The organism is Caballeronia humi (genome assembly GCF_001544475.1).
Classification (GTDB): domain Bacteria; phylum Pseudomonadota; class Gammaproteobacteria; order Burkholderiales; family Burkholderiaceae; genus Caballeronia; species Caballeronia humi.
Window position 1 is genome coordinate 51,137 of record NZ_FCNW02000004.1, and the last position, 26,829, is coordinate 77,965.

At 61.6% G+C, this 26,829-nt stretch carries 25 protein-coding genes and 1 pseudogene; 14 read left to right on the plus strand and 12 right to left on the minus strand.

Going from position 1 to position 26,829, the window contains the following annotated elements; translation table 11 throughout:
- The first annotated feature begins 12 nt into the window (after nt 1–12).
- Nucleotides 13–816: an N-formylglutamate deformylase gene (gene hutG / locus AWB65_RS06560; RefSeq protein ID WP_087666373.1), complete on the plus strand. Its 804-nt coding sequence runs from the start codon at nt 13–15 to the stop codon at nt 814–816.
- Nucleotides 817–991: 175 nt separating this feature from the next.
- A complete protein-coding gene (locus AWB65_RS06565; RefSeq protein ID WP_087666374.1) occupies nt 992–1,315 on the plus strand; it encodes a DUF4148 domain-containing protein in 324 nt (107 codons plus the stop codon).
- Nucleotides 1,316–1,366: 51 nt separating this feature from the next.
- Here AWB65_RS06565 and AWB65_RS06570 read toward each other — a convergent pair whose 3' ends face one another.
- Nucleotides 1,367–2,065 carry a TetR/AcrR family transcriptional regulator gene (locus tag AWB65_RS06570; RefSeq protein ID WP_087666375.1) on the minus strand — a complete coding sequence of 233 codons (699 nt, stop codon included), beginning with the start codon at nt 2,063–2,065 and terminating at the stop codon, nt 1,367–1,369.
- A gap of 354 nt (nt 2,066–2,419) precedes the next feature.
- On the opposite strand from AWB65_RS06570, the gene AWB65_RS06575 reads away from it, so the two are divergent.
- The 5 genes from AWB65_RS06575 to hydA all read left to right on the plus strand — a co-directional run bounded on the left by AWB65_RS06575 (nt 2,420) and on the right by hydA (nt 9,499).
- Nucleotides 2,420–3,700, plus strand: coding sequence for a Zn-dependent hydrolase (locus AWB65_RS06575; protein ID WP_087666376.1), 1,281 nt, complete (start codon nt 2,420–2,422; stop codon nt 3,698–3,700).
- Nucleotides 3,701–3,795: 95 nt separating this feature from the next.
- On the plus strand, nt 3,796–5,130 hold the full coding sequence (locus tag AWB65_RS06580) for an NAD(P)-dependent oxidoreductase (protein WP_087666377.1): 1,335 nt from the start codon (nt 3,796–3,798) through the stop codon (nt 5,128–5,130).
- Nucleotides 5,131–5,160: 30 nt separating this feature from the next.
- A complete protein-coding gene (gene preA / locus AWB65_RS06585; RefSeq protein ID WP_087666378.1) occupies nt 5,161–6,447 on the plus strand; it encodes an NAD-dependent dihydropyrimidine dehydrogenase subunit PreA in 1,287 nt (428 codons plus the stop codon).
- A 36-nt stretch (nt 6,448–6,483) separates the two neighbouring features.
- Nucleotides 6,484–7,995 (plus strand): NCS1 family nucleobase:cation symporter-1, encoded by a 1,512-nt coding sequence (locus AWB65_RS06590; RefSeq protein WP_087666379.1) that lies wholly within the window; start codon nt 6,484–6,486, stop codon nt 7,993–7,995.
- Between the two features lie 28 nt (nt 7,996–8,023).
- Entirely contained in the window at nt 8,024–9,499 is a 1,476-nt protein-coding gene (gene hydA / locus AWB65_RS06595) for a dihydropyrimidinase (RefSeq protein WP_087666380.1), read from the plus strand.
- 7 nt (nt 9,500–9,506) lie between these two features.
- On the opposite strand, the gene AWB65_RS06600 is transcribed toward hydA, so the two are convergent.
- From AWB65_RS06600 to AWB65_RS06615, 4 genes are all read right to left on the minus strand, one after another.
- On the minus strand, nt 9,507–11,825 hold the full coding sequence (locus AWB65_RS06600; RefSeq protein ID WP_087666381.1) for a putative bifunctional diguanylate cyclase/phosphodiesterase: 2,319 nt from the start codon (nt 11,823–11,825) through the stop codon (nt 9,507–9,509).
- Nucleotides 11,826–11,832: 7 nt separating this feature from the next.
- Nucleotides 11,833–12,396 carry a methylamine utilization protein gene (locus AWB65_RS06605; RefSeq protein WP_235007526.1) on the minus strand — a complete coding sequence of 188 codons (564 nt, stop codon included), beginning with the start codon at nt 12,394–12,396 and terminating at the stop codon, nt 11,833–11,835.
- A 140-nt stretch (nt 12,397–12,536) separates the two neighbouring features.
- The gene (locus AWB65_RS06610; RefSeq protein WP_087666557.1) at nt 12,537–12,947 is read right to left on the minus strand and encodes a group I truncated hemoglobin; all 411 of its coding nucleotides are present in this window, start codon (nt 12,945–12,947) and stop codon (nt 12,537–12,539) included.
- Between the two features lie 23 nt (nt 12,948–12,970).
- Nucleotides 12,971–13,816, minus strand: a complete 846-nt coding sequence (locus tag AWB65_RS06615) for a DUF3034 family protein (RefSeq protein WP_235007527.1) — start codon at nt 13,814–13,816, stop codon at nt 12,971–12,973.
- A gap of 352 nt (nt 13,817–14,168) precedes the next feature.
- Between AWB65_RS06615 and AWB65_RS06620 the strand changes: the two genes are divergently transcribed.
- The gene (locus AWB65_RS06620; RefSeq protein ID WP_087666384.1) at nt 14,169–15,371 is read left to right on the plus strand and encodes a Fic family protein; all 1,203 of its coding nucleotides are present in this window, start codon (nt 14,169–14,171) and stop codon (nt 15,369–15,371) included.
- Nucleotides 15,372–15,392: 21 nt separating this feature from the next.
- On the opposite strand, the gene AWB65_RS06625 is transcribed toward AWB65_RS06620, so the two are convergent.
- The 7 genes from AWB65_RS06625 to AWB65_RS06655 are packed head-to-tail and all read right to left on the minus strand — an operon-like array spanning nt 15,393 to nt 21,101.
- Nucleotides 15,393–16,664, minus strand: a complete 1,272-nt coding sequence (locus tag AWB65_RS06625; RefSeq protein ID WP_087666385.1) for an MSMEG_0569 family flavin-dependent oxidoreductase — start codon at nt 16,662–16,664, stop codon at nt 15,393–15,395.
- A gap of 25 nt (nt 16,665–16,689) precedes the next feature.
- Entirely contained in the window at nt 16,690–16,974 is a 285-nt protein-coding gene (locus AWB65_RS06630) for an MSMEG_0570 family nitrogen starvation response protein (protein ID WP_087666386.1), read from the minus strand.
- A 13-nt stretch (nt 16,975–16,987) separates the two neighbouring features.
- Nucleotides 16,988–17,956 (minus strand): sll0787 family AIR synthase-like protein, encoded by a 969-nt coding sequence (locus AWB65_RS06635; RefSeq protein WP_087666387.1) that lies wholly within the window; start codon nt 17,954–17,956, stop codon nt 16,988–16,990.
- Nucleotides 17,953–18,513 (minus strand): MSMEG_0567/Sll0786 family nitrogen starvation N-acetyltransferase, encoded by a 561-nt coding sequence (locus AWB65_RS06640; RefSeq protein ID WP_087666388.1) that lies wholly within the window; start codon nt 18,511–18,513, stop codon nt 17,953–17,955. Before AWB65_RS06640 ends, AWB65_RS06635 begins: the two co-directional genes overlap by 4 nt.
- A gap of 2 nt (nt 18,514–18,515) precedes the next feature.
- Nucleotides 18,516–19,592: an MSMEG_0568 family radical SAM protein gene (locus AWB65_RS06645; RefSeq protein WP_087666558.1), complete on the minus strand. Its 1,077-nt coding sequence runs from the start codon at nt 19,590–19,592 to the stop codon at nt 18,516–18,518.
- The gene (locus AWB65_RS06650) at nt 19,585–20,592 is read right to left on the minus strand and encodes a Nit6803 family nitrilase (protein ID WP_087666389.1); all 1,008 of its coding nucleotides are present in this window, start codon (nt 20,590–20,592) and stop codon (nt 19,585–19,587) included. The genes AWB65_RS06645 and AWB65_RS06650 overlap by 8 nt, the downstream gene beginning before the upstream one ends.
- A gap of 26 nt (nt 20,593–20,618) precedes the next feature.
- Nucleotides 20,619–21,101: an MSMEG_0572/Sll0783 family nitrogen starvation response protein gene (locus tag AWB65_RS06655; RefSeq protein WP_087657306.1), complete on the minus strand. Its 483-nt coding sequence runs from the start codon at nt 21,099–21,101 to the stop codon at nt 20,619–20,621.
- A 402-nt stretch (nt 21,102–21,503) separates the two neighbouring features.
- Here AWB65_RS06655 and AWB65_RS06660 point away from each other — a divergent pair, with 402 nt between their 5' ends.
- The 6 genes and pseudogenes from AWB65_RS06660 to AWB65_RS06685 all read left to right on the plus strand — a co-directional run bounded on the left by AWB65_RS06660 (nt 21,504) and on the right by AWB65_RS06685 (nt 26,737).
- Nucleotides 21,504–22,895 (plus strand): aminotransferase-like domain-containing protein, encoded by a 1,392-nt coding sequence (locus AWB65_RS06660; RefSeq protein WP_087666390.1) that lies wholly within the window; start codon nt 21,504–21,506, stop codon nt 22,893–22,895.
- Nucleotides 22,896–22,944: 49 nt separating this feature from the next.
- Nucleotides 22,945–23,751, plus strand: coding sequence for a CDP-diacylglycerol diphosphatase (locus AWB65_RS06665; protein ID WP_235007528.1), 807 nt, complete (start codon nt 22,945–22,947; stop codon nt 23,749–23,751).
- Nucleotides 23,752–23,875: 124 nt separating this feature from the next.
- Nucleotides 23,876–24,142, plus strand: a pseudogene (locus AWB65_RS06670) (BrnT family toxin); the annotation flags it as partial.
- Nucleotides 24,129–24,404, plus strand: a complete 276-nt coding sequence (locus AWB65_RS06675) for a BrnA antitoxin family protein (protein ID WP_181505608.1) — start codon at nt 24,129–24,131, stop codon at nt 24,402–24,404. The pseudogene AWB65_RS06670 and the gene AWB65_RS06675, both read left to right, overlap by 14 nt.
- Nucleotides 24,405–24,815: 411 nt before the next feature.
- Entirely contained in the window at nt 24,816–25,910 is a 1,095-nt protein-coding gene (locus AWB65_RS06680; RefSeq protein WP_087666393.1) for a glycosyltransferase, read from the plus strand.
- Entirely contained in the window at nt 25,907–26,737 is an 831-nt protein-coding gene (locus tag AWB65_RS06685) for a polysaccharide deacetylase family protein (RefSeq protein WP_087666394.1), read from the plus strand. The genes AWB65_RS06680 and AWB65_RS06685 overlap by 4 nt, the downstream gene beginning before the upstream one ends.
- Nucleotides 26,738–26,829 lie beyond the last annotated feature (92 nt).

Genomic DNA, 26,829 nt, shown 5'->3' on the forward strand with positions numbered 1-26,829 from the left:
GAGACCACGACAATGAACGAATCGCCGATCTATACGCTTGAACGCGGCACCGCGCCGCTCCTGATATCGATTCCGCATCGAGGCACGCGCATCCCCGATTCGATCGCCGCCGACATGACGCCGGTGGCGCTGCGCGTCGACGATTGCGACTGGCATCTGGAGCGGCTGTACGCGTTCGCGAAGGGCATGGGCGCATCGGTCCTGCTGCCCGAGTACGCGCGTTATGTGATCGACCTGAACCGTCCGCCCGATGACGCGAACCTCTACCCGGGACGCGATACAACGGGTCTTTGTCCCGTCGATACGTTCGAAAAGGAGCCGCTATATTTGACGGGCTGCGAACCTGACGGCGCGCAAATCGATTCGCGCCGTGCGGCTTTCTGGCAGCCTTATCACGACGCTCTAACGCAGGAGCTCGCAGACCTGCGCTCGAAGCACGGTCGCGTGCTGCTATGGGAAGCGCATTCGATCCGCTCGGTGGTGCCGCGTTTTTTCGATGGACGCCTGCCGGATTTCAATTTCGGCACCGCCGATGGCGCGACTGCCGTGACAGGAGTGGCGGAAGCACTCGCGGATATCGTGAACAAGGACAGGCGTTATACGTCGACAGCGAACGGCCGTTTTAAGGGCGGGTATATCACACGCCGCTATGGGCAGCCTTCCGCAGGCGTTCACGCGATGCAGCTCGAACTCACACAGATCACATACATGCAGGAAACCTTGCCCTTTGCGTATGACGAAACACGCGCGGCTGAAGTGCAGCCTTTGCTGGAGAAGCTGCTGACAGTTGCGCTAGAACACGTCAAAGCCGCTTAGAACCTCACTAGACGACGCCGCGATTATTGTGAAGCAAACAATAATGTTTCGCGCAATTCGGGGTTTTCCCCAGGTCATGCGGCGCCTAGACTTGTCTTCAAGCAAAACGAATCAGAAACTTAATAAAAGCTTTCCGGTTCTTGCGCATTCAAGACAAAACTACTGGAGGTTCATCATGATCAAGTCATTTGTTCCGGCTCTCATTATCGCTGCAGCCTTGGCCGCGCCGACTTTCGCTTTCGCGCAGAACAACGCCCCTGTGACGCGCGCCGAAGTTCGCGCCGAACTGGTGCAACTGGAAAAGGCTGGCTACGATCCGTCGGGCGATCGCACGAACTATCCGCAAAACATTCAGGCTGCGGAAGCTCGGGTGAGCGCTGCACAAGGCAACGCGGCGACTGGCTACGGTCCTTCGACTGCAGGTTCGTCGGCTTCCGGTCTGCGTGCTGCTCCGAGCGGCCCGGCTAATCCGGTGAACTCGGTCTACTTCGGCCACTAAGCAACTTCGCATCATAAGAATCGCCTGCCGCTGAAAAGCGACAGGCGATTTTTATTTGGCCGCCGTATCCGATGACGACACCGCGCCGCAAGCACGAATCACCAGCCGCACGACATCTTCCGTCGCGGCATCGAAGGCTTTTTGCGTCAGCGCGCGCTTGCCCTTGAGCGCGATGATTTGTGCATCGAAATCGGCGTAATGCTGCGTCGTCGCCCAGATCATGAACATCAGCGTCTCGGGGTCGGTCGGCGCAAGCAGTCCGCGCGCGATCCAGCTTTCGATCACCTTCACCCGCGAGTCGAGCCACGGCTTGACACGTTCCTTGAGAATATCCTGCATGTGCTCCGCGCCATGGATGATCTCACTCGCCCACACCTTCGAGCCCAGCGGCCGACGCCTCGACAGATCCATCTTCGCGCGTACATAGCCGCCGATCGCTTCAACTGGGTCGTCGCTGCATTCGAACGTATCCGCTGCGCGATGCCAGTCTTCGAACAGGTCTTCGAGCACTCGCCGATACAACGCCAGCTTCGTAGGGAAGTAGTAGTGCAAATTGGCTTTGGGCAAACCCGCGCGCTCGGCGATCATCGCGGTGCTCGCGCCCTCCAGTCCCCGCTCCGCAAAAACCGCTTCGGCACACGCTAAAAGCTGCGCTTCGTTCGTCTCGCGGATATGCGCCTTGCGCCGCCGCAAAGGTGCTTGCGTGTTGTCGGTTTCCGGACTGCCCGTTGCCGCATCGTCGTGTTTCATCGTTAGCCTTGGCGCGCCCTGAATGCCACGTCGCGCTTGGTTTGCCTTGCTCCGGCCAATCGCTAAAGCGTTTGCTTAATCGCGATTGGTGTTGTACTAAAGCGTCATGCTGCATCGCAATGGCACGCTTCTCGCTATGTATTGCAGCACACGAAAGACATTGATTTGCTTATTTTAATCGGCTACAACCTGTCCAGTCGGACAGGATTCGCAAAGCAGTGCGGTACAGCATCAGGATCATCCCTTAGAAAGAAAAAACGTGCACCGGGTACGTGCGTAAATCCGGGCTGGACGCCCCAGAACGCAACGCGGATGCACCACATGTCACTCACATACGATTGAAGGAGCGAGCCGATGGACGCGGTAACGGATGCAATCGGATTGGCTGGACTCGATACATCGATCAAGGTGAACGGTCAGCGGCTGTGGGACAGCCTGATGACGATGGCGAAGATCGGCGCCACGCCCAAAGGCGGCGTCTGCCGTCTCGCGCTGACCGATCTCGACAAGGAAGGGCGCGACCTCATCGTGAGCTGGGCGAAGGAGGCGGGCTGCACGGTCAGCGTCGACCAGATGGGCAACGTGTTCATGCGCCGCGCGGGACGCAATCCCGATGCGCTTCCCGTCATGACCGGCTCGCATGCAGACTCCCAGCCGACAGGCGGCCGCTTCGACGGCATCTACGGCGTACTCGGCGGACTCGAAGTGATCCGCACGCTCAACGACTACGCGATCGACACCGAGCATCCGATCGAAGTCGTGATCTGGACCAATGAGGAAGGCTCGCGCTTCGCGCCAGCGATGGTTGCTTCGGGCGTATTCGCGGGGGTGTTCACGCTCGACTACGGTCTTTCGCGCAAGGACGTCGACGGCAAGACGATCGGTGAAGAACTGAAGCGCATCGGTTACGCGGGCGACGTGCCTTGCGGTGGGCGTCAACTGCATGCCGCATTCGAATTGCATATCGAGCAGGGTCCGATTCTCGAAGCGGAAAACAAGACGATTGGTGTCGTCACTGATGCGCAAGGCCAGCGCTGGTACGAGATCACGCTGACGGGCCAGGAAGCGCATGCGGGCCCCACGCCGATGCCGCGTCGCAAGGACGCACTGCTCGGCGCTTCGCGCGTGGTCGATCTCGTCAACCGCATCGGTCTTGATCATGCGCCGCTCGCATGCGCGACGGTCGGCATGATGCAGGTCCATCCTAACTCGCGCAACGTGATTCCGGGCCGCGTGTTCTTCACCGTCGACTTCCGTCATCCCGAAGATGCCGTGCTCGCGCAAATGGATGCCGAGTTGCGCGAAGGCGTCGCGCGCATCGCGGGTGCGATCGGGCTCGAAACAGAACTCGAGCAGATCTTCTATTACGAGCCCGTTGCGTTCGATGCAGCGTGCTTGAAATCCGTGCGCGCCGCGGCCGAGCGCTTCGGTTACTCACATCGCGACATGGTGTCGGGTGCGGGACATGATGCGTGCTACCTGTCGCAAGTCGCGCCGACGTCGATGGTCTTCGTGCCTTGCGTCGATGGCATCAGTCACAACGAAATCGAGGACGCCTCGCAGGAATGGATCGAGGCGGGCGCGAACGTCCTGCTTCACGCGATGCTGGAGCGAGCTTCGGAACCGGCTTCGTAACGTCTGTCGAATTTGAATCTGCAACGCCGTCCCGGCTTCACCTTCTGCGAAGCCGGCGGGCACGGCTACGTCTTCACTTTGACGAAGGAACGCGTATGACCATGAAGCAAACCGGCGATATCGCGGCGCATCGCCTTTCGCAAGAACAGCTTGTGTGCGAATTCTCCGACGTCGCACCCTTGCTCGATGCGACCGCTGCCGCCGCCGCATCGAGCCGCTGTCACTACTGCTACGACGCGCCTTGCATACAGGCGTGCCCGACGTCGATCGATATTCCGAGCTTTATCCGCAAGATCGGCAACGGCAACTTGAAGGGCGCGGCCCTCGATATTCTGTCGGCGAATCCGCTGGGCGGCATGTGCGCGCGCGTTTGCCCGACCGAGATTCTGTGCGAAGGCGCCTGCGTGCGCAATCACAAGGACGACAAGCCCGTCGCGATCGGCGCGCTTCAGCGTCACGCGACCGACTGGGCGATGGCGCGCGGCGAACCGCTCTTCAAGCGTGCAGCGGAAACGGGGCGGCATATCGCGGTCGTCGGTGCGGGACCTGCGGGTCTTGCATGCGCGCATCGCTTGGCACTCGCAGGCCATCGCGCAACAATCTTCGATGCGCGTGCTAAGCCCGGTGGCCTCAACGAATACGGCATCGCGGCATACAAGACCGTCGAGGACTTCGCGCAGCGCGAAGTGGAATGGCTGTATTCGATCGGCGGCATTGAATTGAAGACGGGCGTGATGCTCCGACGCGATGTGACGCTCGACGAGCTCCGCAAGCAATATGACGCCGTATTCCTCGCGATCGGTCTCGGTGGGGTGCGTGCGCTCGCGCTCGAAGGCGAAGCGCTTGGCGGCGTAATGAACGCGGTCGATTTCATCGAGCAGGTCCGTCAGGCCGACGATCTCGCGACCGTGCCCGTCGGCCGTCGCGTGGTGGTGATCGGCGGCGGCAATACGGCCGTCGATGCAGCGGTGCAGAGCCGCAAGATCGGTGCTACGTCGGTGACGATGGTGTATCGGCGTGGTGTCGAGCACATGAGCGCAACCTGGGCCGAACGTGAATTCGCGCAGATGAACGGCGTGACGCTTGTCACTTACGCGAAGCCGGTGCGCATGGTCGGCATCGACGGACAAGTGAGCGGCGTCGAATTCGAGCGTGGCCAGGAGCGCTTCACGATTGAAGCGGACATGGTGCTGAAAGCGATCGGCCAGACGCTGGTGCCGATCGGCCTCGATCACGAGCTGCTGACGCTGGAAGGCAACCGCATCGCCACCGATGAAAACCGTCGGACGACGCTCGCAAAAGTCTGGGCCGGCGGCGACTGCGCGACGCACGAAGGACTCGACCTCACGGTGCAGGCGGTACAGGACGGCAAGCTCGCGGCGGCATCGATCGATGCATCGTTCGCGCTGACTGCCATCAAAGCCGCCTGACCAACAAGACCCCAGGATAAGGAGCCCCACATGGCCGACCTTCGCTGCACGATTGCAGGCATCAATTCACCGAACCCCTTCTGGCTCGCGTCCGCGCCGCCGACCGACAAAGCGTACAACGTCAACCGCGCGTTCGAAGCGGGCTGGGGCGGCGTCGTATGGAAAACGCTGGGCCTCGACCCGCATGTGGTGAACGTCAGTTCGCGCTATGGCGCGGTGCAGTGGAACGGGCAGCGCATGGCGGGGCTCAACAATATCGAACTGATCACCGATCGTCCGCTCGATGTGAACCTGCGTGAGATCGCGCAAGTGAAGCGCGACTGGCCGGATCGCGCATTGATCGTCTCGCTGATGGTGCCCTGCAATGAGGCCGACTGGAAGTGGATTCTGCCGCTCGTCGAAGACACCGGCGCCGACGCGGTCGAACTCAACTTCGGTTGCCCGCATGGCATGAGCGAGCGCGGCATGGGCGCGGCGGTCGGGCAAGTGCCCGAGTATGTCGAGATGGTCACGCGCTGGGTCAAGGAAAGCTCGAAGCTGCCTTGCCTCGTGAAGCTCACGCCGAACATCAGCGACATTCGTGTCGGCTCGCGTGCCGCTTACAAGGGCGGTGCGGACGGCGTGTCGCTCATCAACACGATCAACTCGATCGTCGCGGTCGATCTGGATGAAATGGCGCCGATGCCCACTGTCGACGGCAAGGGCACGCACGGCGGCTATTGCGGTCCCGCTGTGAAGCCGATCGCGCTCAACATGGTCGCCGAAATCGCACGGGATCAAGAGACGCCGAACCTGCCGATATCGGGCATCGGCGGCATCACGAACTGGCGCGACGCGGCGGAGTTCATCGTGCTCGGCGCGGGCAGCGTGCAGGTGTGTACGGCCGCGATGCACTACGGTTTTCGCATCGTGTCCGATCTCGCCGACGGCCTTTCGAACTGGATGGACGAGAAGGGTTACGCAACGCTCGACGACATTCGCGGCCGCGCCGTGCCGAACGTCACCGACTGGAAGTACCTCAATCTGAAGTACGACATCAAGGCGCGCATCGATCAGGACAAGTGCATCCAGTGCGGCCTGTGCCATATCGCCTGCGAAGACACATCACACCAGGCGATCACGCGCGAAAAAGATGGCGTGCGTCATTTTGAAGTGGTGGACTCCGAATGCGTCGGGTGCAATCTGTGCATGCACGTATGCCCGGTCGAGCAATGCATCACGATGGAGCGCGTGGACGCCGGCGAGTATGCGAACTGGACCACGCATCCGAACAACCCGTCACGCGTCGATGTAGAAGAACCCGCGAAGGCCGCCTAAGCACGTTCACGCAATATTTCTCGTGGAGATGCACCGATGAACCAGAAAGCGCATTCCGTCGATCCCAGCTTCGCGGCGGGCGCACAGGACAGCAGCCTCTACAACGACGATCTCGCGCCGACCGGTCCCGCGCAGCGCACGTGGAAGTGGTATCACTTCGCGGCGCTGTGGGTCGGCATGGTGATGAACATCGCGTCGTACATGCTTGCGGCCGGGCTCACGGAAGAGGGTATGTCGCCGTGGCAGGCCGTCGTTACCGTGCTGCTCGGCAACCTGATCGTGCTCGTGCCGATGCTTCTCATCGGTCACGCGGGCGCCAAGCACGGCATACCGTATGCGGTGCTCGTGCGGTCGTCGTTCGGCACGCAGGGCGCGAAGCTGCCCGCGATGCTGCGTGCGATCGTCGCGTGCGGCTGGTACGGCATTCAGACGTGGCTCGGCGGCAGCGCGATATATACGCTTCTGAACATCCTTACCGGTAACGCGCTGCACGGCGCGGCGCTGCCTTTTCTCGACATCTCGATCGGCCAGCTTGCGTGCTTCCTCGTGTTCTGGGCGCTGCAGATCTATTTCATCGTGCATGGCACCGATTCGATCCGATGGCTCGAAAGCTGGTCCGCGCCGATCAAGGTGGTGATGTGCATCGCGCTCGTCTGGTGGGCGACGTCCAAGGCGGGCGGCCTGGGCTCGATGCTGTCGGCGCCTTCGCAGTTCGTCGCGGGCGGCAAGAAGGAGGGGCTGTTCTGGGCCACGTTCTGGCCGGGTCTGACCGCGATGGTCGGCTTCTGGGCGACGCTCGCGCTGAATATCCCCGATTTCACGCGCTTCGCCCGCTCGCAGCGCGACCAGGTGATCGGCCAGACGATCGGCCTGCCCGCACCGATGGCGCTGCTCTCGGTAATATCGGTGGTGGTTACGTCGGCGACGGTCGTGATCTACGGCAAGGCGATCTGGGACCCGATCGATCTCACGAGCCGCATGACGGGCATCGGCGTGGGCGTCGCGCTCATCATCCTCACGCTCGATACGATGTGCTGCAATCTCGCGGCGAACCTCGTCGGTCCCGCGTACGATTTTTCGAGCCTGTGGCCGAAGGGGATTTCGTATCGCGCGGGTGGCATGATCACGGCGACCATCGCCATCGTGATGATGCCGTGGAAGATTCTCGCGACCACGCAGGGCTATATCTTCACGTGGCTCGTTGGATACTCGGCGCTGCTGGGTCCAGTCGCCGGCATCCTGATGGTCGATTACTTCCTGATACGCGGCACGCGCCTCTCGCATCGCGAACTCTTCGATGAAAACGGCGAATACAGCTATACGGGTGGCTGGAACATCGCGGCGGTCGTCGCGCTCGTGGTCGGCGTGTTGCCAAACCTGCCGGGCTTTTTGCACACCGCATTTCCGGCCGCGTTCCCGAACGTGCCGGCATTCTTCAATACACTCTACACGTATGCATGGTTCGTGGGACTTGCGCTGGCATCGGTCGTCTATGGCGTCTGGATGAAGGCGCGCAAGAGCCCGAGCGCCCGCGTGGCGAGCGCATGATCAACGGTTTTGCAAGGGAGACAGCAACATGACGATCCTGATTCGCGGCGGCACGGTCATCGACGCCGATCGCACCTATCGCGCCGACGTGCTGTGCGCGGACCCGCAGGACGGCGGTACGATCCTCGCGATCGGCACCGATCTGAAAGCGCCGGCGGGCGCGCAGATCGTCGATGCGGGCGGGCAGTACGTGATGCCAGGCGGTATCGATCCGCACACGCACATGGAGTTGCCCTTCATGGGCACGACCGCAAGCGACGACTTCTACACGGGCACCGCAGCGGGTCTCTCGGGCGGCACGACGAGCATCATCGACTTCGTGATCCCCAGCCCGAAGCAGCCGCTGATGCAGGCGTTCAAGGAGTGGCGCGGCTGGGCCGAGAAGGCATCGGCGGATTACGGCTTTCACGTCGCGGTGACGTGGTGGGATGAGTCGGTGCATCGCGACATGGGCACGCTCGTGCATGAGCACGGCGTATCGAGTTTCAAGCACTTCATGGCCTACAAGAACGCGATCATGGCCGACGACGAAGTGCTCGTGAACAGCTTCACGCGCTCGCTCGAACTCGGCGCGCTGCCGACCGTGCATGCGGAAAACGGTGAGCTCGTGTTTCAGTTGCAGAAGCAACTACTTGCACGCGGCTTCACCGGACCCGAGGCGCATCCGTTGTCGCGGCCGCCGGAAGTCGAAGGCGAGGCGGCCAATCGTGCAATTCGTATTGCGCAGGTGCTCGGCGTGCCGATCTATATCGTGCATGTATCGTCGAAGGATGCCGTCGACGTCATCGCGCGGGCACGCAACGAAGGCCAGCGCGTGTTCGGTGAAGTACTGCCGGGGCATCTCGTGATCGACGAATCGGTGTATCGCGATCCAGACTGGACGCGTGCCGCCGCTCATGTAATGAGCCCGCCGTTCCGATCGAGCGAACATCGCGAGGCTTTGTGGCGCGGGTTGCAATCGGGACAGCTCCACACGACGGCCACCGATCACTGCGTGTTCTGCGCATCGCAAAAGGCGATGGGCCGCGAGGACTTCACGAAGATCCCGAACGGTTGCGGTGGCGTGGAGGATCGCATGTCCGTGCTGTGGCATCACGGCGTGAACAAGGGGCGTCTCACGCCAAACGAATTCGTGCGGGTCACGTCGACCAATGCGGCCCAGATTTTCAATCTATATCCGCGCAAGGGCGCGGTGCAGGTCGGCGCGGATGCGGACCTCGTCGTATGGGACCCGGGGGCGAGCAAGACGATCTCGGTAAAGACGCATCACCAGAAGGTTGACTTCAACGTGTTCGAAGGCATGACGGTGCAGGGTGTCGCGACGCATACGCTCACGCGTGGCGCACTCGCGTGGTCCAATGGCGATCTGCGCGCGGTTCGTGGCGCAGGGCAATACCTGAAGCGCCCGCCGAATCCCGGCTACTTCGAGGCGACGCGCGTGGCGAACAAGCTCAAGGAGCCGCACCCGGTCGAACGTGAAGGAGACAAGGCTCGAACGACCTGATGGAAACTCATGCCGCCTCTGCCGATTCCTGCCACTCGTGCAGCCACGCTTCGAGTTTCTCGGGCGGCAGCGGGCGGCTCAGATGGTATCCCTGTGCGAGATCGCAGCGCAGGTCCTTGAGCCGCATCAGCATCTCTTCCGTCTCGACACCCTCGGCGACGACCTTCAGGCCCATGTTGTGCCCGAGGTCGATCGTCGAGCGCACGATGGTCTCGTCGTCCTTGTGGTCGAACATGCCCATCACGAAGGACTTGTCGATCTTGATCTCGTCGACGGGCATGCGCTTCAGATACGCGAGCGACGAATAGCCCGTACCGAAGTCGTCGATCGACAGGCGAATCCCCAGCGCGTGCAAACGGTCGAGCGTTTCGATCGCGTGATTCGGATCGTCCATGATCGCGCTTTCAGTGATCTCGATCCATATCCACTCGGGCGCCACGCCGTACTTCCGCAAGAGCGCGCTAAAGGTATCCGGCAACGATGACTGGATCAACTCGCGCGCGGACACGTTCACCGACACCGCGAGTTCGAGCCCTTGCTCATGCCACAACGCGCATTGGCGGATCGCCTTGTCGGCGACCCAGCGCGAAATCGTCTTGATGTAGCCCGTCTGCTCGGCGAACGGAATGAACTGGTCGGGCGAGACGAAGCCGCGCGTCGGATGGTCCCAGCGAACCAGCGCCTCGACGTACTTCACCTTCTGCGTGCACAGATCGACCTTCGGCTGGTAGTAGAGCGTCAATTGATCGTGCTCGACGGCCTGGCGCAATTCGCTCATCAGCGAGAGGCGCTCGGCGCTGTTCTGGTCGTGCTTTTCGTCGTAGAGCGCGTAACCCGTATTCGTGCGCTTGGCGACATACATCGCGATGTCCGCGCGGCGCAGCAGCACGTTCATGTCCGCGCCGTTATGCGGACACGTCACGATGCCGATGCTCGCGCCCACGTCGACCAGTTGCCCTTCGATCGTGATCGGCTCTTCGAGCGCCTTCAGCATGCGGTTGGCGATGAGCTTCGCGGCGTCGGTGTCGTCGGTCGGCAGCAGGACCGCGAACTCGTCGCCGCCCAGGCGTGCGACCGTGTCCGTGCTGCGATGGAGCGCGCCGCGCAAACGCTTCGCCACTTCGCACAGCAGCAGGTCGCCGATCGGATGGCCGAGCGTGTCGTTCACATACTTGAAGCGGTCGAGGTCCATCATCATGACGGACAACGGATGCTCCGCGCGTAACGCGACACCGATCGCCTGTTGCAGCCGATCGTTGAAGAGCGCGCGATTCGGCAGGCTCGTCAGGCGGTCCATGTAGGCAAGTTCGGTGATGCGCTGCTCGCGCTCCGCGATACCTTCCCGCATCTGATTGAACGCGCTCGCGAGTTCACCGATCTCGTCCTGATGAGTCACATCGATCGGTTCCGCGTAATCACCTTGCCCGATACGTCGCGAGAATTGCGTGAGCGCCGCGATCGGGCGCGTGACGCTGCGCGCGGTGAACATGCTGCCGATGATCGATATCAGCACGCCCACGAGCGTAATCAGCAGCAGCGTGCTTTGCAGGCGATGGAACGGCGCCATCGCTTCGCTCAACGACCGCTGCAACATCACGGCGATGGGCTCGCCATCGGATTGCAGCTTGACGAGACGCGTCGCGTAGTTGTCGTCGGAGAGCGTGGATGCGTTTTGCATCCTGTGCCTCGCCGCTGCTGGCAACGAACTGGCGAGCACGCTCCAGCGGCCATCGGCGTGAACATCGAGGAACGAGACATCGAGTGCGGTCAGACTGCTCATGTCGCTTGCCATACTGTCGTCGATGAGGAAGCCCATCGCGACCCAGGCGATGACGAGCGGCGCCTTGATCGGCACCGCGACGATCTGATAGGGCTTGCCGTCGATCATGCCGATAGTCGAAGCATCGCCGTTGCGTTCCACCGCGTGCAACAGCTTTGGGAACGGAAAGGCCATGCCCGCGTGCACGGGGCTGCTGCTATCGGCGATCAACTTGCCGTCGAGGTCTGCGAGCATCACGATGTCCGCATGAATACGGTCTCCGTGATTCGCGAGCGCCGATGCGACGGTCTTCTCGTCATGCGAGGCGATGGCCTGCCGAAAGCCGAAGTCCGCCGCGACGACGCCTGCGGCCTGCGTCAGCATTTCGCTGTTCGAGCGCAAGACCTGTTTGAACACGCGCTGGGCAACGGCCAACTGCTCGTCCGCATTTCGATGCGCGATCGACGTGATCACCGAATTGATGACGATGAACGCCGCCGCCTGAGCCGCGAGCATCAGCAGGACGAAGACGAGTGTGATCCGCGCACGCAGGCTGTGGAGTCGCATGGCGCGCTTACTCGGCCTTCAACTGCAACGTGATTTTCCCGGCGTCGTCCGTGCCGGGGCCAATCTTCTGCGACGGCTGCGCGTTCGGATCGCTCAGGCGATGGTGCCACGCGATGACGCGGTAGCTATCGGCGGGAAGATTGTCGATGCTTGCGCGACCGCTCGCATCGGTCTTGGCGAACCAGGGCGTATCAACGATCAGCAGGTACGCGAGCATCGAATCGTGGATGTTGCAGCCCATCACGACGAGTCCGGGTTTGTCGAAGACAATCGGGCTCGCGGGAATGCCGTGATACAAGTTCAACTCGAAGCGCTTGGGCGGCGAGAACGAATAGACGTCGTGCTCGATGTTGTCCTTGTTCGGAAACGTGACCGACGCGCCCGTCTGCACGACGGAGACGAGCGGCACGAATTTCCGCTTCACCTGATCGATGATGGTGCCTGCCGGTTTTGCGGGCGGCAGCTTGCCGCTGACGGGCATCGCGTAGACTACGGCGTCGGTGACGGCCACGCCCGCTTGATCGACCACCTGCACGCGCACGCTTGTGGCGCTAGCGTCGAGTGTGGTCACGCTCGACAAGCAGCAAAATAGTGCTGCGAATACGGTTGTGCTGAATCGCATTGGATAAATTCTATTGTGCTCGTCGCACGCGATATGCGCACGCAAGTGCTAATAACGGCAGACGTATCTCGAACTTGAGGCGCCGGTTTTTATTCCCTGTCCTGCACGTCGCGATACATCGGCGCGAGCTTCGCTAGCAGCTTGTTTTGCGAATGGAAGGGCACGCCGTTTTTGTCCATCGCTTTTTGCAAATCCTCGACAAGCGCATTGAATGCCGCACGATCGATGTTCTGCCCCTCGTGAGTTCGCTTCATCGTGCGGCCCGTGTATTCGCATGGGCCGTCGAGCAGCACGCAGAACTGCTCGACGAGCTTCTGCTTGATGCGCTTGATCGGCGCGTCTTCGAAGTACGGCTGCGTGCGCGGATCGGCGAGTACGTTGTCGTAGAGATCGTCGACGATTTTCGCGAGGCCGGGCTTTTCACCGAACTCGCGATAGAGCACATCGTCGGCGTGCGCGTTGGCGCTGAAGATCGCCGAGAGGAGCAGTGCTGCTTTCATGGCGTGACTAAAGAACGCTTGCATCAAAACCCCGCCTGAAGAGAGACATAGAGACCGCGCTGATTGTTAATCGTCGCGATGTCGCCTAGCGCGACGTAGGCAGCCGTCAGCGAAACGTGCTTGTTCGGCGCCCATGCGACGAAAGCGTCGTAGGCGTTCTGTTCGCGCGCGAAGCCGAGGTTGTCCGGCTTGGTGCGATACTCGGCGCCGATCACGACGTTCTTCGAAAGCATGTACGCCAGCGAGGTTTCGAACTCGGCGTGATAGTCGTTGGACTTGTCGCCGCCGAAGCCGAGCAAACCGAACTGGTTTGCCTTCGTGAAGCGCAAGGTGCCGTTGAGCAGCAGGCTTTGGGCGAGCAGCAGTTTCGTCGCTGAGAGATAGAAGTCGGTGCCGGAGTTGCTCGTCGCGCCGACAGCCTTCACGACGTCGCCCTGTTCGTTGTGCTTGAACTGGATGCCCGCCGAAACTTGCGGGAGCCACGTGTCCTGATCGAGCACGGCGTCGCCGAGGACGCGCACTTTCACGCCAAAGATGTTCTGGTTGAACTTGAAGTTCGAACCGAGGCCGAGTTGCGCACCGGCGTCGCGGGTATCGAAGGTCTGGCGCGCGAGCGAAAGCTCGACGCGATTCGCGACGCCGACAGCGACGCCGTAGGTGGACAGCGCGAAATCCTGCGTGTGTACATACGTGCCGTGCACATTGCCGCCGAACTGGCCAGCGGTGCCGTATCCGCCGATTACGGCCCACGGTGTAAGGCCGCCGCCCGCCGCGCCTTCCACTTCGGAAACGCCGCCAGTGAGCAGCAGTTTGCCGCCGGTGACAGGGACGTCGGGGACATCGGCGAAGGCGGGGACGGAGGTCGACAATAGTGCGGCAGTGGCTACGGCCAGTCGGGTGCTTTTTGTTATTGAACGCATTGCTTGGGCGGGTTTAAGCGATTTCAGGCGCTCGAGGCCTGGGCTTCCTTGTTTACGGCGGAGGGGGAGGGCGACTTGAGGATGCCCGTGATTTGTACAGGACAGACAGTTGCAGAAAGAACTGCCAAGCCCGGCCGTAGACCCGACAATGAACCCTACATGAGAGCCTTGGATATATTTTATAAACAATTGATTTATAACAAAATAAGCAAGATACAATCCCTACGTAAAACCCTACAAATAACCCAGCGAAAACGATATACGTGCCGATCATGTTTGCGCAGCAAGGGAGCATTTCCATATGACAGATGTCACCTCTTTTCAGCCCCTCTTCCCTGAAGACCGCGTACTCGGTCCGTTGATCGACAAAGCATCCGAACTCACCACGAAGTCGCGTGCACTGCTCGCAAAAGAGCGCGGCCCGATGGCGACCGCGATGACCCCGCTGTTGCGCAACATGAACTCTTACTACTCCAACAAGATCGAGGGACAACACACCACGCCTGCCAGCATCGAACAAGCGCTAAAGACGCACTATTCGCCGGATTCAGGCGAGCGGGGCAAGCAGTTCGCGGCGATCGCGCATATCCGGGCAGAAGAGGCACTCGAAACGGTGTGGAGTGATTTGCGTGCAGAAGAACTATTCGATGCCGAAAAAGTCACCGCAATCCATCGGCTGTTCTTTGCGAATCTGCCCGATGAGTACTGCATCACGTCCGACCAGAAGCCGATCATCCCGGGCGCTTTCAGGGAAGAGATGGTTAAGGTTGGTAACCATCTTGCGCCCGAAGCAGACCTGATTCCCGCGCTGCTGAACGAGTGGGGCAAGCGATACAAACGCGTGAAAGGCTCAGAAGGTCAACTCATCGCGACGGCTTGTTCGCATCAGCGCCTCGCGTGGGTGCATCCGTTCATCGATGGAAACGGACGCGTTTGCCGGCTGCATTCACACTTGACACTGCGCGCACTGGGTTTGACCGACGGCCTTTGGTCGCCGCTGCGTGGATTCGCGCGAACTCACGACGAGTACTACGCTCGGCTTGCAGCAGCCGATTCGCGGCGCAGGAACGACCTTGATGGTCGCGGCAACTTATCGCAAGAGGAACTGGTGAAGTTCGTTCACTACTTCCTCGACTGCTGTCTCGATCAGGTCAATTTCATGCTCGGCATGACGGCGTTCGATGGTGTCCGTTCGCGGCTGCGCGACCTGCTGATCTATCTCGATGCAAATCCGTGGCGCATAGGCTCGGATAAATCCATCGTCAAGCCTGACAAGGCGTTACTCGCGCTCGAAACCGTAGCGCTCTTGCGTCCGCTGTCGCGAGCGGAATTTGGGCAGATCATCGGCGAGAGCGAGGCGACCGTCCGCCGCATCACGCGCAGCCTGCTCGACTTCGGCGTATTGCAATCCGCTTCGCATAAAGACCCGCTGTCATTCGCGTTGCCGCTGAAAAGCCTGCGCTTTTTGTTTCCCCGGCTATGGCCCGAAGTCGATACTGAATGAATGCTTGATCGCGATTCTCGCTCAAGCCGTCAACGCATCCACCGAAACGGCGCTTGCTTCCCGCGTCGAGCAAATCGTCTTGACGATATGCTCGGCATCGCGCGCGATGCCTGAGAAGCGCCCCGATCCCCATGTGTGAAGCCACGGCAGTCCCAAGAAGTAAAGCCCTGGAAACTGCGTCACGCCGCGCCGGTGCGCCGGATAACCGCGGCCATTGAACACCGGCGCGTCGAGCCAACTGAAGTCCGGCGTGAACCCGATGCACCACACGATTGAGCCGATGCCGCTGCCTTGAAGCTCAAGCGTCGTGCGTTCTCTATCCGGCCACCAACGCGGCTCATAAACACCACCGCCTTCCGTATCGATCCCGTTCTTTTCGATGAATGCATCGATGCCCGCGTTGATGCGGTTATAAACGCCGTCGGCGCTATCGAGATTCGCTGCGAGATTCGGTGCGAAGTGAAGCACGCTGTCCTGCAAATCCTCAAGCCTTCCATATAGCTCCATACCTTCAGAAGCGAAGCGGCGCAGATCGATATCGCGTCCGCCATCGCGGCCGGTTACATAGTGATTCGTGTTGTCGCGCACGCCTTCGCGCAGGGGATGCTGATCGACGGGCATGTCGTAATACTTCATGTCCGCAAGCCAATCGACGACATCGCGTCCGCGATAAAAGCGCGCACAGCGCGGCGCTTCGCCCACCGCGAGCACGACCTTGCGTCCGGCGAGGTGCAGGTCCTCCGCGATCTGCGCGCCCGATTGCCCCGACCCGACGACCAGCACCGCACCCTCGGGCAACGCATCCGCGTTGCGATACTCCGACGATTGCATCTGCACGATCGAAGCGGGCAGACGCTCGGCCATGCGCGGCACGATCGGCGTGTGATAGCCACCCGATGCGACCACGATCTGATCGGCGGTGAACGTACCTTGCGATGTCGATACAGTAAAGCCGCCACCATCCGTCGAACTTACGCGCCGCACTTCCGCATGTTCGAGCACGGGAGCTTCGACCATCTCGATGAAGCCATCGAGATAAGCAATGATTTCATCTTTCTTCATGAAGCCGTGCGGATCGTCGCCTCGGTACGGATAGCCCGGCAGCGCACATTGCCAGTTCGGCGTGACGAGACAGAATGCGTCCCAGCGCTGCGTGCGCCATGTGTGCGTGACCGTGTTCTTTTCAAGCACCAGATGATCGATGCCAGCCTGCTTCAGGTAATAGCTGAGCGACAGCCCCGCCTGACCGCCGCCCACGACGATCACGCTGTAATGATTCGATGTCTGCGACATGTTGCGTCCTTGTCTTGAGATTGATTTAGCCGAGGTCGATCACCAAGACTTTCGCGTGCGGATCGCTCGTGAAGCGCTCGGCTTCCATCTCGATGCGCGCGAGCTGATCCATCGCGGATGAGCACGCGAATCCGTATTTCTGCCGCACGCGTTCCGACGCCACGCCCAGTGCTTCGCGCGCACGTTTCAGGAAATCGTCGAGCGGATAGTGAGTGCCTGGCGTGAGGAAATCGCCGACGACAGTCGATGGTGAGTAGCAAATGTCCTCTTTGCTGTCGGGCCATCGGATGCGAAAGTGCATGACGGGCATCGCGGTTACCTCATTAGGGTTTGATGAAAGCGTGTTGGTTGAAATTCCACAACACGGCGGCATCGTCGCCTTTACGCAGCACGACCTCGCGAGAGGCATCGACGGTGCCGATAGTTGCACATGCAATTTCTCGCGCGGTGAAGAGCCGTTCGACTGCATCGACGTTCTCACTCGCCACTGACAGCACGAAGCCATAGCTTGGAAACGCGCTCAGCCAGCGCAGTACGGGGACATTTGGCGGCGTCGGAATCCGCGCCAGATCTATAGTCGCGCCGGCTTGCGAACATTCGAGCAACATCAGCGCAGTGCCTAACGCACCCGCCATGCTGATGTCCTTCGCCGCGCGGCAAAGGCCGCTCTCCGCGATGATCGGAAGCAACTCCAGATCGTCGCGCAAGCGCATCGGCGGGGCATCGACGGAGGCGTTCCAGAACGGGTACGGGTCCATGAATGCGCCGCGCAGATCGACGGCCATCATCAACACGTCACCGGGCTTTGCATCGAAGCTGGAGAGCAGCTTCGACGCGCGCCCGAGGATCGCGACGGCCAGTTGCGCCTGATCGCTGCGCGTGTTGCTATGGCCGCCGACGATCGGCACGCCATACGCCGACGATGCCGCCGCCATCCCCGCGAGCACGTCTTCAGCCATTCCGATGCCGTCGCTCCACATCGCATCGACGACGGCGATCGGCCGGCCGCCCATCGCATAGACGTCGCTCACGTTGACCATCACGCTGCTGTAGCCCGCGAACCACGGCATGTCGCGCACGAAGTCGCTCACCAGGCCTTCGATCGCGAAGAGCAGATAGCCGTCGCGATCGGCGATGGCCGCGCAGTCGTCGCCGACGGCGACCGCTTGCGCGAGATCACTCGTGCCACGCGGCAAATGGCGCGCGAGCGTCGAAACGACATCCGCGATATCGGTCTTATGCCTGAAGCCGCGTGTTTCACGCAGCGCCTTGACGAGTTCCGCGACGCTCATGCAGCACTCCGCACAGGCAGCGCCTTCGTGACGAAGCCGCTATGCGGCGTCCGGCATGGTGGATAGAAATCGAGGTCGGCCTGCATCAGATGATGCGACCGTCCGTGCATCGCTTCTTCCTTGAGCGTGGTCCAGTGAAGCGCATGAAAGAGCGGCGCGTTCTGGCTTTGCACATGCGCGAGGAACGTCTCGCAGCCGAGCGCATGCGCGCTGCTTACCGCAAGGCGGATCAACGTCGCGCCGAGCTTGCCGTGACGACGGAACGCAGCATGCACGGCGAGCCGCGAGCCGAACCACAGCCCCGGTTCTTCTTCGTGAATGCGCACGGTGCCGACCACTTGCTCGGGCATCCCCGCGATGCAACTCACCGCGACGAGCAACTGCGCGCGATCGTCAATCTCATCGCGATCGTCGCCTATGAAAATGCCTTGCTCGATGCAGAACACGGCACGGCGCAGCTTGTACGCCTCGTCTGCTTCCCAGGGCAGCGTCGTCCACTTGACGATGTATCCAGCGGGCGCGTAGAGCGTCGCGAGGTCTTCGCTATCGGCGAGCATGATCACGCCTCGTAGGATGAAAGGGACGAACACGCGCCGCATTTTCCGCAGCCAGCCTTGATGTCGGAGGAACGCATGCCGCCTTGCGAAACCATCGCGCCGAGCGGCTGCAATACCGACCTCATGAACTCGGGCGAGGGCGCAGGGTGATCCTCGAGCGGCGTGCCGCTGATCGGCACGAACGGCACGACGAACGGATACACGCCGATATCGACGAGTTCGCGCGAGATTGCAAGGATCGCTTCGGCCGTGTCGCCGAGGCCCGCCAGGATGTATGTACTGACCTGGCCTCGACCGAACACGGCAACGGCCGCGCTAAACGCCTCCATATAGCGCGCGATCGGCACGCTCGCCTTGCCCGGCATGATCTCTGCACGCAGCGCGGGCGTGACCACTTCCAGATGCATGCCGAGCGTATCGATGCCGCTCGCCTTCATGCGCTCGAACCAGCGATCGTCGTCGGGTGGCTCGCATTGCGCCTGAATCGGCAGGTCGACGGCGGCTTTGATCGCGAACGCGCTCTCGCACAGGATCTGCGCGCCACGATCACTCGTGGGCGGCGTGCCCGTGGTGAGCACCATGTGCTTCACGCCATCGAGCAGAACCGCGGCACGCGCGACTTCGGCGAGCTGCTCGGGCGTCTTGCGCGCGATCGTGCGGCCCGCCGCGAGCGATTGCCCGATCGCGCAGAACTTGCATGTCTTGCGGCGGCTTTCATAACGGATGCAGGTTTGCAGAACCGTGGTCGCGAGCACGTCTGATCCATGCAGCATCGCGATGTGCGAATACGGCACGCCGTCGAACGTCTGCATTTTGTAGAAGCGCGGCGTCTTCGGAAAGCTGATGTTCGCGACCGGAATCGTGCCGCGCAAAAGGGCGCTCGTACCATTGCCGTCCGGTGTCGAAGCGACGAACGGCGAGTGCCATGCCGTGTTCGTATGCACGGGCACCATGATCGTCACGCCGTCGATCGTGACCGCCTTGTGATCCGACGGACCCGCGCCGCCACGGCGGCTCGCGACGCTCGCGCCCGCTGCGGGATCGATGAGGCGCAGCCCCGTCGATTGCAACTCAGTCATCAATTGCCGGCTCGCGGCCGACATGCTCGCGTTGGCGTTCAAGGTTCATGCTCCCGTCATAAAAATCGGTCATCGGTGAGGACGTCATTGCGGGGCGGTCGTTGATCGCGAGACTCAGCAACTCGGGCCGCGCGTAATGACCGACCGAATCCATCATGCGTTTGCGCTTCGTGATCAGCGACATGTCGAGATCGGCGATCACCATGCCTTCGCCTTCACGCAACGGAGGCGCCAGGTGCTGTCCTTCGGGTGAGACGATCGCCGTGTTGCAGCCGCCGCGCAGCGCTTTTTGCAGATTGGGATCGCTCGTCACCGATTCGATCTGCTGCTCGGTGAGCCATCCCGTCGCGTTGACGACAAAGCAACCCGACTCCAGCGCGTGATGCCGGATCGTCACTTCGATCTGCTCCGCGAAGATCGGGCCGACGAGTGAGCCGGGGAACTGGCTGCAATGGATCTCTTCGTGCTGCGTCATCAGCGCATAGCGCGCGAGCGGGTTGTAGTGCTCCCAGCACGCGAGCGCACCCACCTTCGCGATACGCGTCTCCGCCACTTTCAATCCGGCCGCATCGCCCTGGCCCCAGATCATGCGTTCATGAAACGTCGGCGTGATCTTGCGACGCTTGAGTAGCAGTTCGCCATCGGTATCGAAGACGAGCTGCGTGTTGTAGAGGCTTCCGTGATCGCGCTCGTTCACGCCCAGCACGACGACCATGCCGTGCCGCCGCGCGCGCTCGGCCACCGCCTGCGTGACGGGGCCGGGCACGACGACCGCTTCCTCATAGAGCCGCATGTGCTCCGCACCCGAGGCAACCGGCGGCCGCACGAACGAGAAGTACGGGTAATACGGCACGAAGGTCTCGGGGAACACGATGAGCTGCACGCCCTCGCGCGCGGCTTCGTCGATGGCGGCGCACACCTTCTCCAGCGTGCCGCCCGGCCGTTCGAGATCCGGCGCGATCTGCACCGCGGCGGCTCGGACGATTCGTTTTGCGGGCATGGTCGCTTCCTGTGGTGATGACGGGCTCACACCGTCCACGTATGAATGACGAGCGCGTTGTCCTTGCGATGCAGAAGCTGGATATCCAGCACGTCGAGCGGGCTGATCGGCTTGATGCCTTCGATCAGCGATGCTTCGCCGTGTCCATACAGCGCCTGCAATGCAAAGCGGCACGCATAGACCTTGCCGCCTTCCTCCATGAACTTCGTGAGTTGCTTGTTGAAGTTCAGATGGCCGGGGAACGCTTCGTCGCCGAGCGTGGGGAAGCCGCGTTGCAGGCCTAGCGTGACGCCCGGTCCATAGAGCAGCACCGACGTCTCGAAGCCCTTGCGTTGCAGGCGCGTGGCCTGAAGCATGTTGACGAAACCGATCGACCCTTCGAAGGCCACCGTATGGAACGTGACGAGCGCCTTTTCGCCGGGTTCGGCCTTGACGTCCTCGAAGACCTTGTCTTCGTAATCGACCAGATAATCGCCTTTCTGATGCATTGGTCTATTGACTGCGGGCATTTTAAAATCTCCAGTTGATCAGGCTGATTAAATCGATGCGCATATCGGGTTGCGGCGCAAGTAGCGAGTGACACAAACCAGTTAATGCAACCGCCATGCCATTCGCATTAATTTAAATGCGATCAACATGCGATCAATTCCAAGGTGAGTGCATCGCCGCGATGAAAAAAGTTTGAACAGGCTCGAAACTACGCCGGGCCTGGAGCCTTGCACGACAAGGCTGCGCACCAACGTGGATGATCCGTCGCGGTGCGAACGCTCGTGCCTGGTGCGGCGCGCGCGGCAACTGTGCATGGCGCAGCTCGTCGTCCGATACCATGCGATCATTCAATGCGATCATTTTTTATTTCGATGCTTTATTCGTGCTATTGTTTTTGAACTGATTCAAGCTGAATAAAAATCATGGCGAGCATTACACATCACTGGATAAAAAAGCTGTCGGAAAGTCGCAAGCCGGCTTATCTGTTGATTCCGGAATTGATAGAAGATGATCTGGCTAACGGCAGACTCCGTCCGCGCGATCGTTTGCCGGGTTTGCGCGATCTCGCCGAGGAGTTGCAGCTCAATTACACGACCGTCGCGCGCGCGTATGCGGAAGCACGCAAGCGCGGCCTGCTCGATTCGCACGCGGGCAGCGGCACCTTCGTGCGTGGCCGCACGGCGACGTTGCCGCTTGCGGGCGGCAGCAGCGTCGAGATGACGATGAACATGCCGCCCGAGCCTGCGGAATTTGCCTCGCGCCTGCGCGAATCGTCGGCGCGGCTGATGGCGTCGAGTGATCCGTATCGCTTGCTGCGCTATCAGGACTTCGGCGGCAGCAGCGAGGACCGCGCGGCCGCGACGCAATGGCTCAAGCGCCGTTTCACAGATTGCGATGAAGACAAGGTGCTCGTATGCCCCGGCATTCACGGCGCGCTGGTCGCGCTCGTATCGCAACTCGCGCGTCCCGGCGGCACGATCTGTCTCGATACCCTCGCCTATCCCGGCATCAAGGCGATCGCCGCGCAACTCGGCGTGCGCCTGCAAGCGCTCGCTCGCGACGACGAAGGTCCACTGGCCCATGCGTTCGAAGCGCTGTGCAAGACCGAGAAGCCGAGCGCGTTCTATATCAATCCGACGATCCAGAACCCGAGCACCGTCACGCTCTCATCGAAGCGCCGCGAGGCCCTGGCCGACGTCGCGCTGCGCTACAGCGTGCCGATCATCGAGGACGACGCCTACGGCCTGTTGCCCGAAGCCCCGCCGGAAGCGTTCGCCGCGCTCGCGCCCGATCTCACCTACTACGTGACAGGGTTTTCGAAGACCTTCGGCGCGGGCTTGCGTGTCGCATACATTCGCGCGCCGAACACGCGACGCGCGCAGCATCTCGCAGGTGCGTTGCGCGCGACGACCGTCATGGCAAGCCCGTTCACCGTGCTGCTCGCGACACAATGGGTGATCGACGGGACCGCGTCCGACATGCTCGCCGCGATCCGCGCGGAGTCGAATGCGCGGCAGGCGACGGCATCGCGGGTGCTGTCGGACCGGCCGTTCGATGCCGACCGCGACGGCTTCCACCTGTGGCTTCCGGTGCCGCGCGAGACCGGCTGGCAGGCGTCCGAACTCGCGATGCAATTGCGCACGCGTGGCATCGGCGCGGTGTCGGCTGCTGCGTTCGCCACCGACGGCAATCCGCCCGAAGCGGTGCGCGTGTGCCTCGGCGGGCCGAAGACGCTCGGCGAATGCGAGGACGCGCTGCGCATGATCGCGGATACGCTCGAACATCCGCATCATCTGCATTCGCCGGTGATGTGAGCGCGGCGTCTGCGTAAAGTCACGAAACGCGGCTACGATGCAGGTCGCCATGAAGAAAACATCGACACTGCTCGCGACCTTGTGCGTCGCCATCGCCTCCGCTTGCGGCGCGCCGCAAGCGCGCGCCTACGATCCGAACGCGCTTTGGGAGATCGTCCACGATAGCTGCGTCCCAGCGGCGCAAGGGGAGAAAGTCGCGCAGAAATGCATCGACGTGAATCTGGCGGGCGGCTATGCCGTGCTGAAGGATCTGGTCGGCATCGCGCAGTATCTGCTGATTCCCACTGCGCGGATTGGCGGGATCGAAAGCCCCGAGCTGCTGATGCCCGATGCCCCCAATTACTGGCGCGCGGCCTGGGAAGCGCGCCGCTACACCGAACAGGCGCTGCATCGCGAGATGCCGCGCGATACGCTGTCGCTTGCGATCAACTCCGCGCACGGACGCACGCAGAACCAGTTGCATATCCATATCGACTGCCTTGCGCCCGATGTCGTGAAGACCTTGCGCGAGGCTGGACCGCGCGTTGGCACCGAGTGGACGATGCTGCCCGTGCTGCTGCGGGGTCATGCGTATCGCATACGCCGTATCGACGACGCCGACCTCCGTCACACCGATCCCTTCAAGGTGCTCGCGCCGGATGTCGCGCGTGAAGGACAGGTGATGGGCGAGCAGACGCTGCTGCTCGCGGGCGCCGTCCTGCGCGACGGCACGCCGGCGTTCTATCTGCTCAACGACCACGTCCAGCCGGGCGACTGGGCGTCATCCGAGGAACTGCAGGACCACACGTGCGCGATCGCGCGCGAACCCGATGGCATCGACTCGAACACTCGAACACTCGATGACTCGAAGCGATGAAAAGTGACAACGCGCAGCGCAAGCCGGCGGCACCATGAGCCGAGGGACTTGGAAGCGCCATGTGGCGCCGTGCCGCCGGCAAGTCCACTTGCGCAACCACTTTTCTGTAACTACAATAATGCTCATCGAGATCTTGTTTGATCCTGCGAAGGATGAAGCCAATCGGCGGCGCCACGGCATATCTCTGGAATTCGCCCGGCAGATCGATTGGTCGGCGGTTCTGACGTACGTCGACTCCCGTCGGGATTACGGTGAAGTCCGCGAGGTCGGCTATGGGCCGATCGAAAGCCGGCTTTACTGCGTGGTATTCACGCAGCGCGTTTTATCGTTGCGCATCATCAGTCTGCGTAAAGCAAACTACAGGGAGGTAGATCGCTATGTTCAAGAAAGTAAAGATATTGAGGCACTCGCCCGAAGAAGAAGCGGAGATCAACCGCCAGATAGCAGAAGATCCGGACGCATATATCCCTTCCGACGAAGAGTTCGCACGGATGAAACCGTTGGGCCGTCCGCGTCTTGAATCGCCCAAAGTGCAGTTGACGGTCCGCTACGACGCCGATGTGGTCGAGGCATTCAAGGCGACGGGTGAAGGCTGGCAGACGCGCATGAATAACGCGCTGCGCGAGTGGTTGCAGACGCATCGGGCAGCTTGACCGATTGACGTTCAGTATCGAAAGAAGCCGCTGGGCATGGCCCAGCGGCTTCTTTGTTTTTGTCCCGTAGTCCCGCAACGCAATTCTCCTCTTGGCCATCACCAAGGTCCCAAACGTTTGCGCGCTAAGACGCGTACTTATCGCTAAACGCATGTCAACGCGCCGTCGATGGCTTTCGTTATAGCGCGTAGCGTCTTACGAGTTCTTACCTTTCCATAAGCCTTCTTTCGTAATCTCATGAAAGCTTCTATGGCTTAGGGCAACGCTAGCGTCCGATCTGCCATTTCGGCTTCCCAAATTTACCGTCAGGACATTCCCGTAAAGAAAGCAAGTCCTAAGATTCCGACTCGATTATTACGATATATTTCCGACCCGCCCTAAGACAATCCGAAGTTTCGCCAAGATAAGTCCATGAAGTCATTGAAGATATTGCATAGCGAATCATCCAGGGGATGGGGCGGGCAGGAAGTCCGAACGTTAAAGGAGATGGTGGCGTTGCGCGAACTCGGACACGTGGTCGAACTCGTGTGTCCTTCCGATGCGTGCATCGGCTTGCGTTCGTCGGAACTCGGCTTTGCCGTGCATCACTCGCGCATGCGCGGCGGCGGCGACGTCCGCTCGATGATCTCGATCAAGGCGCTCCTGCGCCGCAAGGCGTTCGATGTGCTCAATACGCACAGCGGCCACGACAGCATCGTCGCGGGCTCGGCTGCGCGGCTGGCGGGCACGCCGCTCATCGTGCGCACGCGCCATCTCGCGCTGCCGATCAGTTCGCTCGCCACCTACAACTGGATACCGCACCGGGTGATCGCGGTGAGCCGCTACGTGCGCCAGTACCTGATCTCGGCGGGCGTGGTGGCGGGCCGCGTGCAGACCATCTACGACGGCATCCCGCGGCACGAGCCGATCGCGCAGTCGACGCTGCGCGCGGAACTCGGCCTCGGTCCCGATGCCGTGATCGGCGGCATGGTCGCGATCATGCGTGAGAAGAAGGGCCACGAGGACCTGATCGAGGCCGCCGAGCCGCTCCTTGCAATGCGTCCGAACCTGCACTTCGTGATGGCCGGCGACGGCGACACGTTCGCGCGCGTCAAAGCGACCGTCGTGCGACGCGGCCTCGCACAGCGCATCCATCTGCTCGGCTTTCGCTCCGATATTCCGAACGTGCTGCGCGGCTGCGATCTGTTCGTGCTGCCGACGCATCAGGAAGCGCTCGGCCAGTCGTTCATCGAGGCGATGGCGGCGGGGCTGCCGGTGATCGGGACGAGCGTCGACGGCGTGCCGGAACTGATCGAGGAGGACGTCAACGGCATGCTCGTGCCCGCGAAGGACCCCGGCGCCCTGCGCGCGGCGATTCTGAAACTGATCGACGATCCGGAACTGCGCGCGCGGCTCGGCCGTGAAGGGCGACGCATTACGGAAGGCGGTTTTACGATCGGCGGCATGGCCGATGAAACCGTCGATTTTTACCGGCGCAGCCTGAGCGAGCGGAGGCTCTTCGCATGAAACGCAGTGCGCGCGCCGTGCCTGTGCTCATGTACCACCATGTCAGCACGTCGCCGGGAATGATTACCGTCAGCCCCGCGCATTTCGCGGCGCAAATGGCGTATCTCGCGGAGACGGGCTACCGGACGATCGGCGCACAGCAACTCGCGGGCTTTCTGGCGGGCGAAGAACCTGTGCCGCAGAAATCCGTCGTACTGAGCTTCGACGACGGTTATCTCGACAACTGGGTCCATGCGCACCCCGTGCTGCGGCGGCACGGCTTCACGGCGATCTGTTTTCTCGTCAGCGGCTGGCCGGGCGCAGGCGCGCCGCGCGCGAACACGTCGGATGCCGGGGAATTGCCGCGCCTGCTGAATCATCACGATGGCGCGCTCGCGATCGAAGCGGGCCACGCCGACGACGTGATCCTGCGCTGGTCCGAAATCGACGCAATGCGCCGCGCCGGCACGTTCGAATTTCACAGCCATACGCACGAGCACGTGCGCTGGGATCGCGTGGCGGGCAGCCGTGAGGAAAAGCGCGCGAGCCTGCGCGACGACCTGTGCGCCGCCCGCGCGACGCTCTATGCGCGCCTGGGCGCTGTGTCGGACCATTTGTGCTGGCCGGAAGGCTATTACGACGACGATTACCGCGACATCGCGCTCGATGCCGGCTTCCGGCATTTCTACACCTGCGATGCGGGCACGAACGTGACGCGACGCGAAGGCGTGGAGCGCTCGATCAACCGCCTGGAAGTACGTGACCGCCCCGCGTCGTGGCTGGCGAGCCGGTTGTGGGTGCACAGCCGCCCGGCGCTCAGCCGCGCTTATCTGCGGATCAAGCGCTGACCGAACACACGCGGCCGCACCTCTTCGATCGCAGCCTCGGGCAGCACCTGCCTCAGCGTGCGGATCGTAAAGGTTAGATCCTCGCATGCGAC

Excerpts from the sequence above, each read along its gene's own strand:
- AWB65_RS06665 (WP_235007528.1), top strand. The coding sequence starts at position 22,945 with ATGAAGAAAACATCGACACTGCTCGCGACCTTGTGCGTCGCCATCGCC.
- AWB65_RS06630 (WP_087666386.1), bottom strand. The coding sequence starts at position 16,974 with ATGCCCGTCATGCACTTTCGCATCCGATGGCCCGACAGCAAAGAGGAC.
- AWB65_RS06635 (WP_087666387.1), bottom strand. The coding sequence starts at position 17,956 with ATGAGCGTCGCGGAACTCGTCAAGGCGCTGCGTGAAACACGCGGCTTC.
- AWB65_RS06685 (WP_087666394.1), top strand. The coding sequence starts at position 25,907 with ATGAAACGCAGTGCGCGCGCCGTGCCTGTGCTCATGTACCACCATGTC.
- AWB65_RS06575 (WP_087666376.1), top strand. The coding sequence starts at position 2,420 with ATGGACGCGGTAACGGATGCAATCGGATTGGCTGGACTCGATACATCG.
- hydA (WP_087666380.1), top strand. The coding sequence starts at position 8,024 with ATGACGATCCTGATTCGCGGCGGCACGGTCATCGACGCCGATCGCACC.
- AWB65_RS06580 (WP_087666377.1), top strand. The coding sequence starts at position 3,796 with ATGACCATGAAGCAAACCGGCGATATCGCGGCGCATCGCCTTTCGCAA.
- AWB65_RS06590 (WP_087666379.1), top strand. The coding sequence starts at position 6,484 with ATGAACCAGAAAGCGCATTCCGTCGATCCCAGCTTCGCGGCGGGCGCA.
- AWB65_RS06680 (WP_087666393.1), top strand. The coding sequence starts at position 24,816 with ATGAAGTCATTGAAGATATTGCATAGCGAATCATCCAGGGGATGGGGC.
- AWB65_RS06625 (WP_087666385.1), bottom strand. The coding sequence starts at position 16,664 with ATGTCGCAGACATCGAATCATTACAGCGTGATCGTCGTGGGCGGCGGT.
- AWB65_RS06640 (WP_087666388.1), bottom strand. The coding sequence starts at position 18,513 with ATGCTCGCCGATAGCGAAGACCTCGCGACGCTCTACGCGCCCGCTGGA.
- AWB65_RS06600 (WP_087666381.1), bottom strand. The coding sequence starts at position 11,825 with ATGCGACTCCACAGCCTGCGTGCGCGGATCACACTCGTCTTCGTCCTG.
- AWB65_RS06675 (WP_181505608.1), top strand. The coding sequence starts at position 24,129 with ATGTTCAAGAAAGTAAAGATATTGAGGCACTCGCCCGAAGAAGAAGCG.
- AWB65_RS06565 (WP_087666374.1), top strand. The coding sequence starts at position 992 with ATGATCAAGTCATTTGTTCCGGCTCTCATTATCGCTGCAGCCTTGGCC.
- AWB65_RS06645 (WP_087666558.1), bottom strand. The coding sequence starts at position 19,592 with ATGACTGAGTTGCAATCGACGGGGCTGCGCCTCATCGATCCCGCAGCG.
- hutG (WP_087666373.1), top strand. The coding sequence starts at position 13 with ATGAACGAATCGCCGATCTATACGCTTGAACGCGGCACCGCGCCGCTC.
- AWB65_RS06620 (WP_087666384.1), top strand. The coding sequence starts at position 14,169 with ATGACAGATGTCACCTCTTTTCAGCCCCTCTTCCCTGAAGACCGCGTA.
- AWB65_RS06655 (WP_087657306.1), bottom strand. The coding sequence starts at position 21,101 with ATGCCCGCAGTCAATAGACCAATGCATCAGAAAGGCGATTATCTGGTC.
- AWB65_RS06660 (WP_087666390.1), top strand. The coding sequence starts at position 21,504 with ATGGCGAGCATTACACATCACTGGATAAAAAAGCTGTCGGAAAGTCGC.
- AWB65_RS06570 (WP_087666375.1), bottom strand. The coding sequence starts at position 2,065 with ATGAAACACGACGATGCGGCAACGGGCAGTCCGGAAACCGACAACACG.
- preA (WP_087666378.1), top strand. The coding sequence starts at position 5,161 with ATGGCCGACCTTCGCTGCACGATTGCAGGCATCAATTCACCGAACCCC.
- AWB65_RS06610 (WP_087666557.1), bottom strand. The coding sequence starts at position 12,947 with ATGAAAGCAGCACTGCTCCTCTCGGCGATCTTCAGCGCCAACGCGCAC.
- AWB65_RS06650 (WP_087666389.1), bottom strand. The coding sequence starts at position 20,592 with ATGCCCGCAAAACGAATCGTCCGAGCCGCCGCGGTGCAGATCGCGCCG.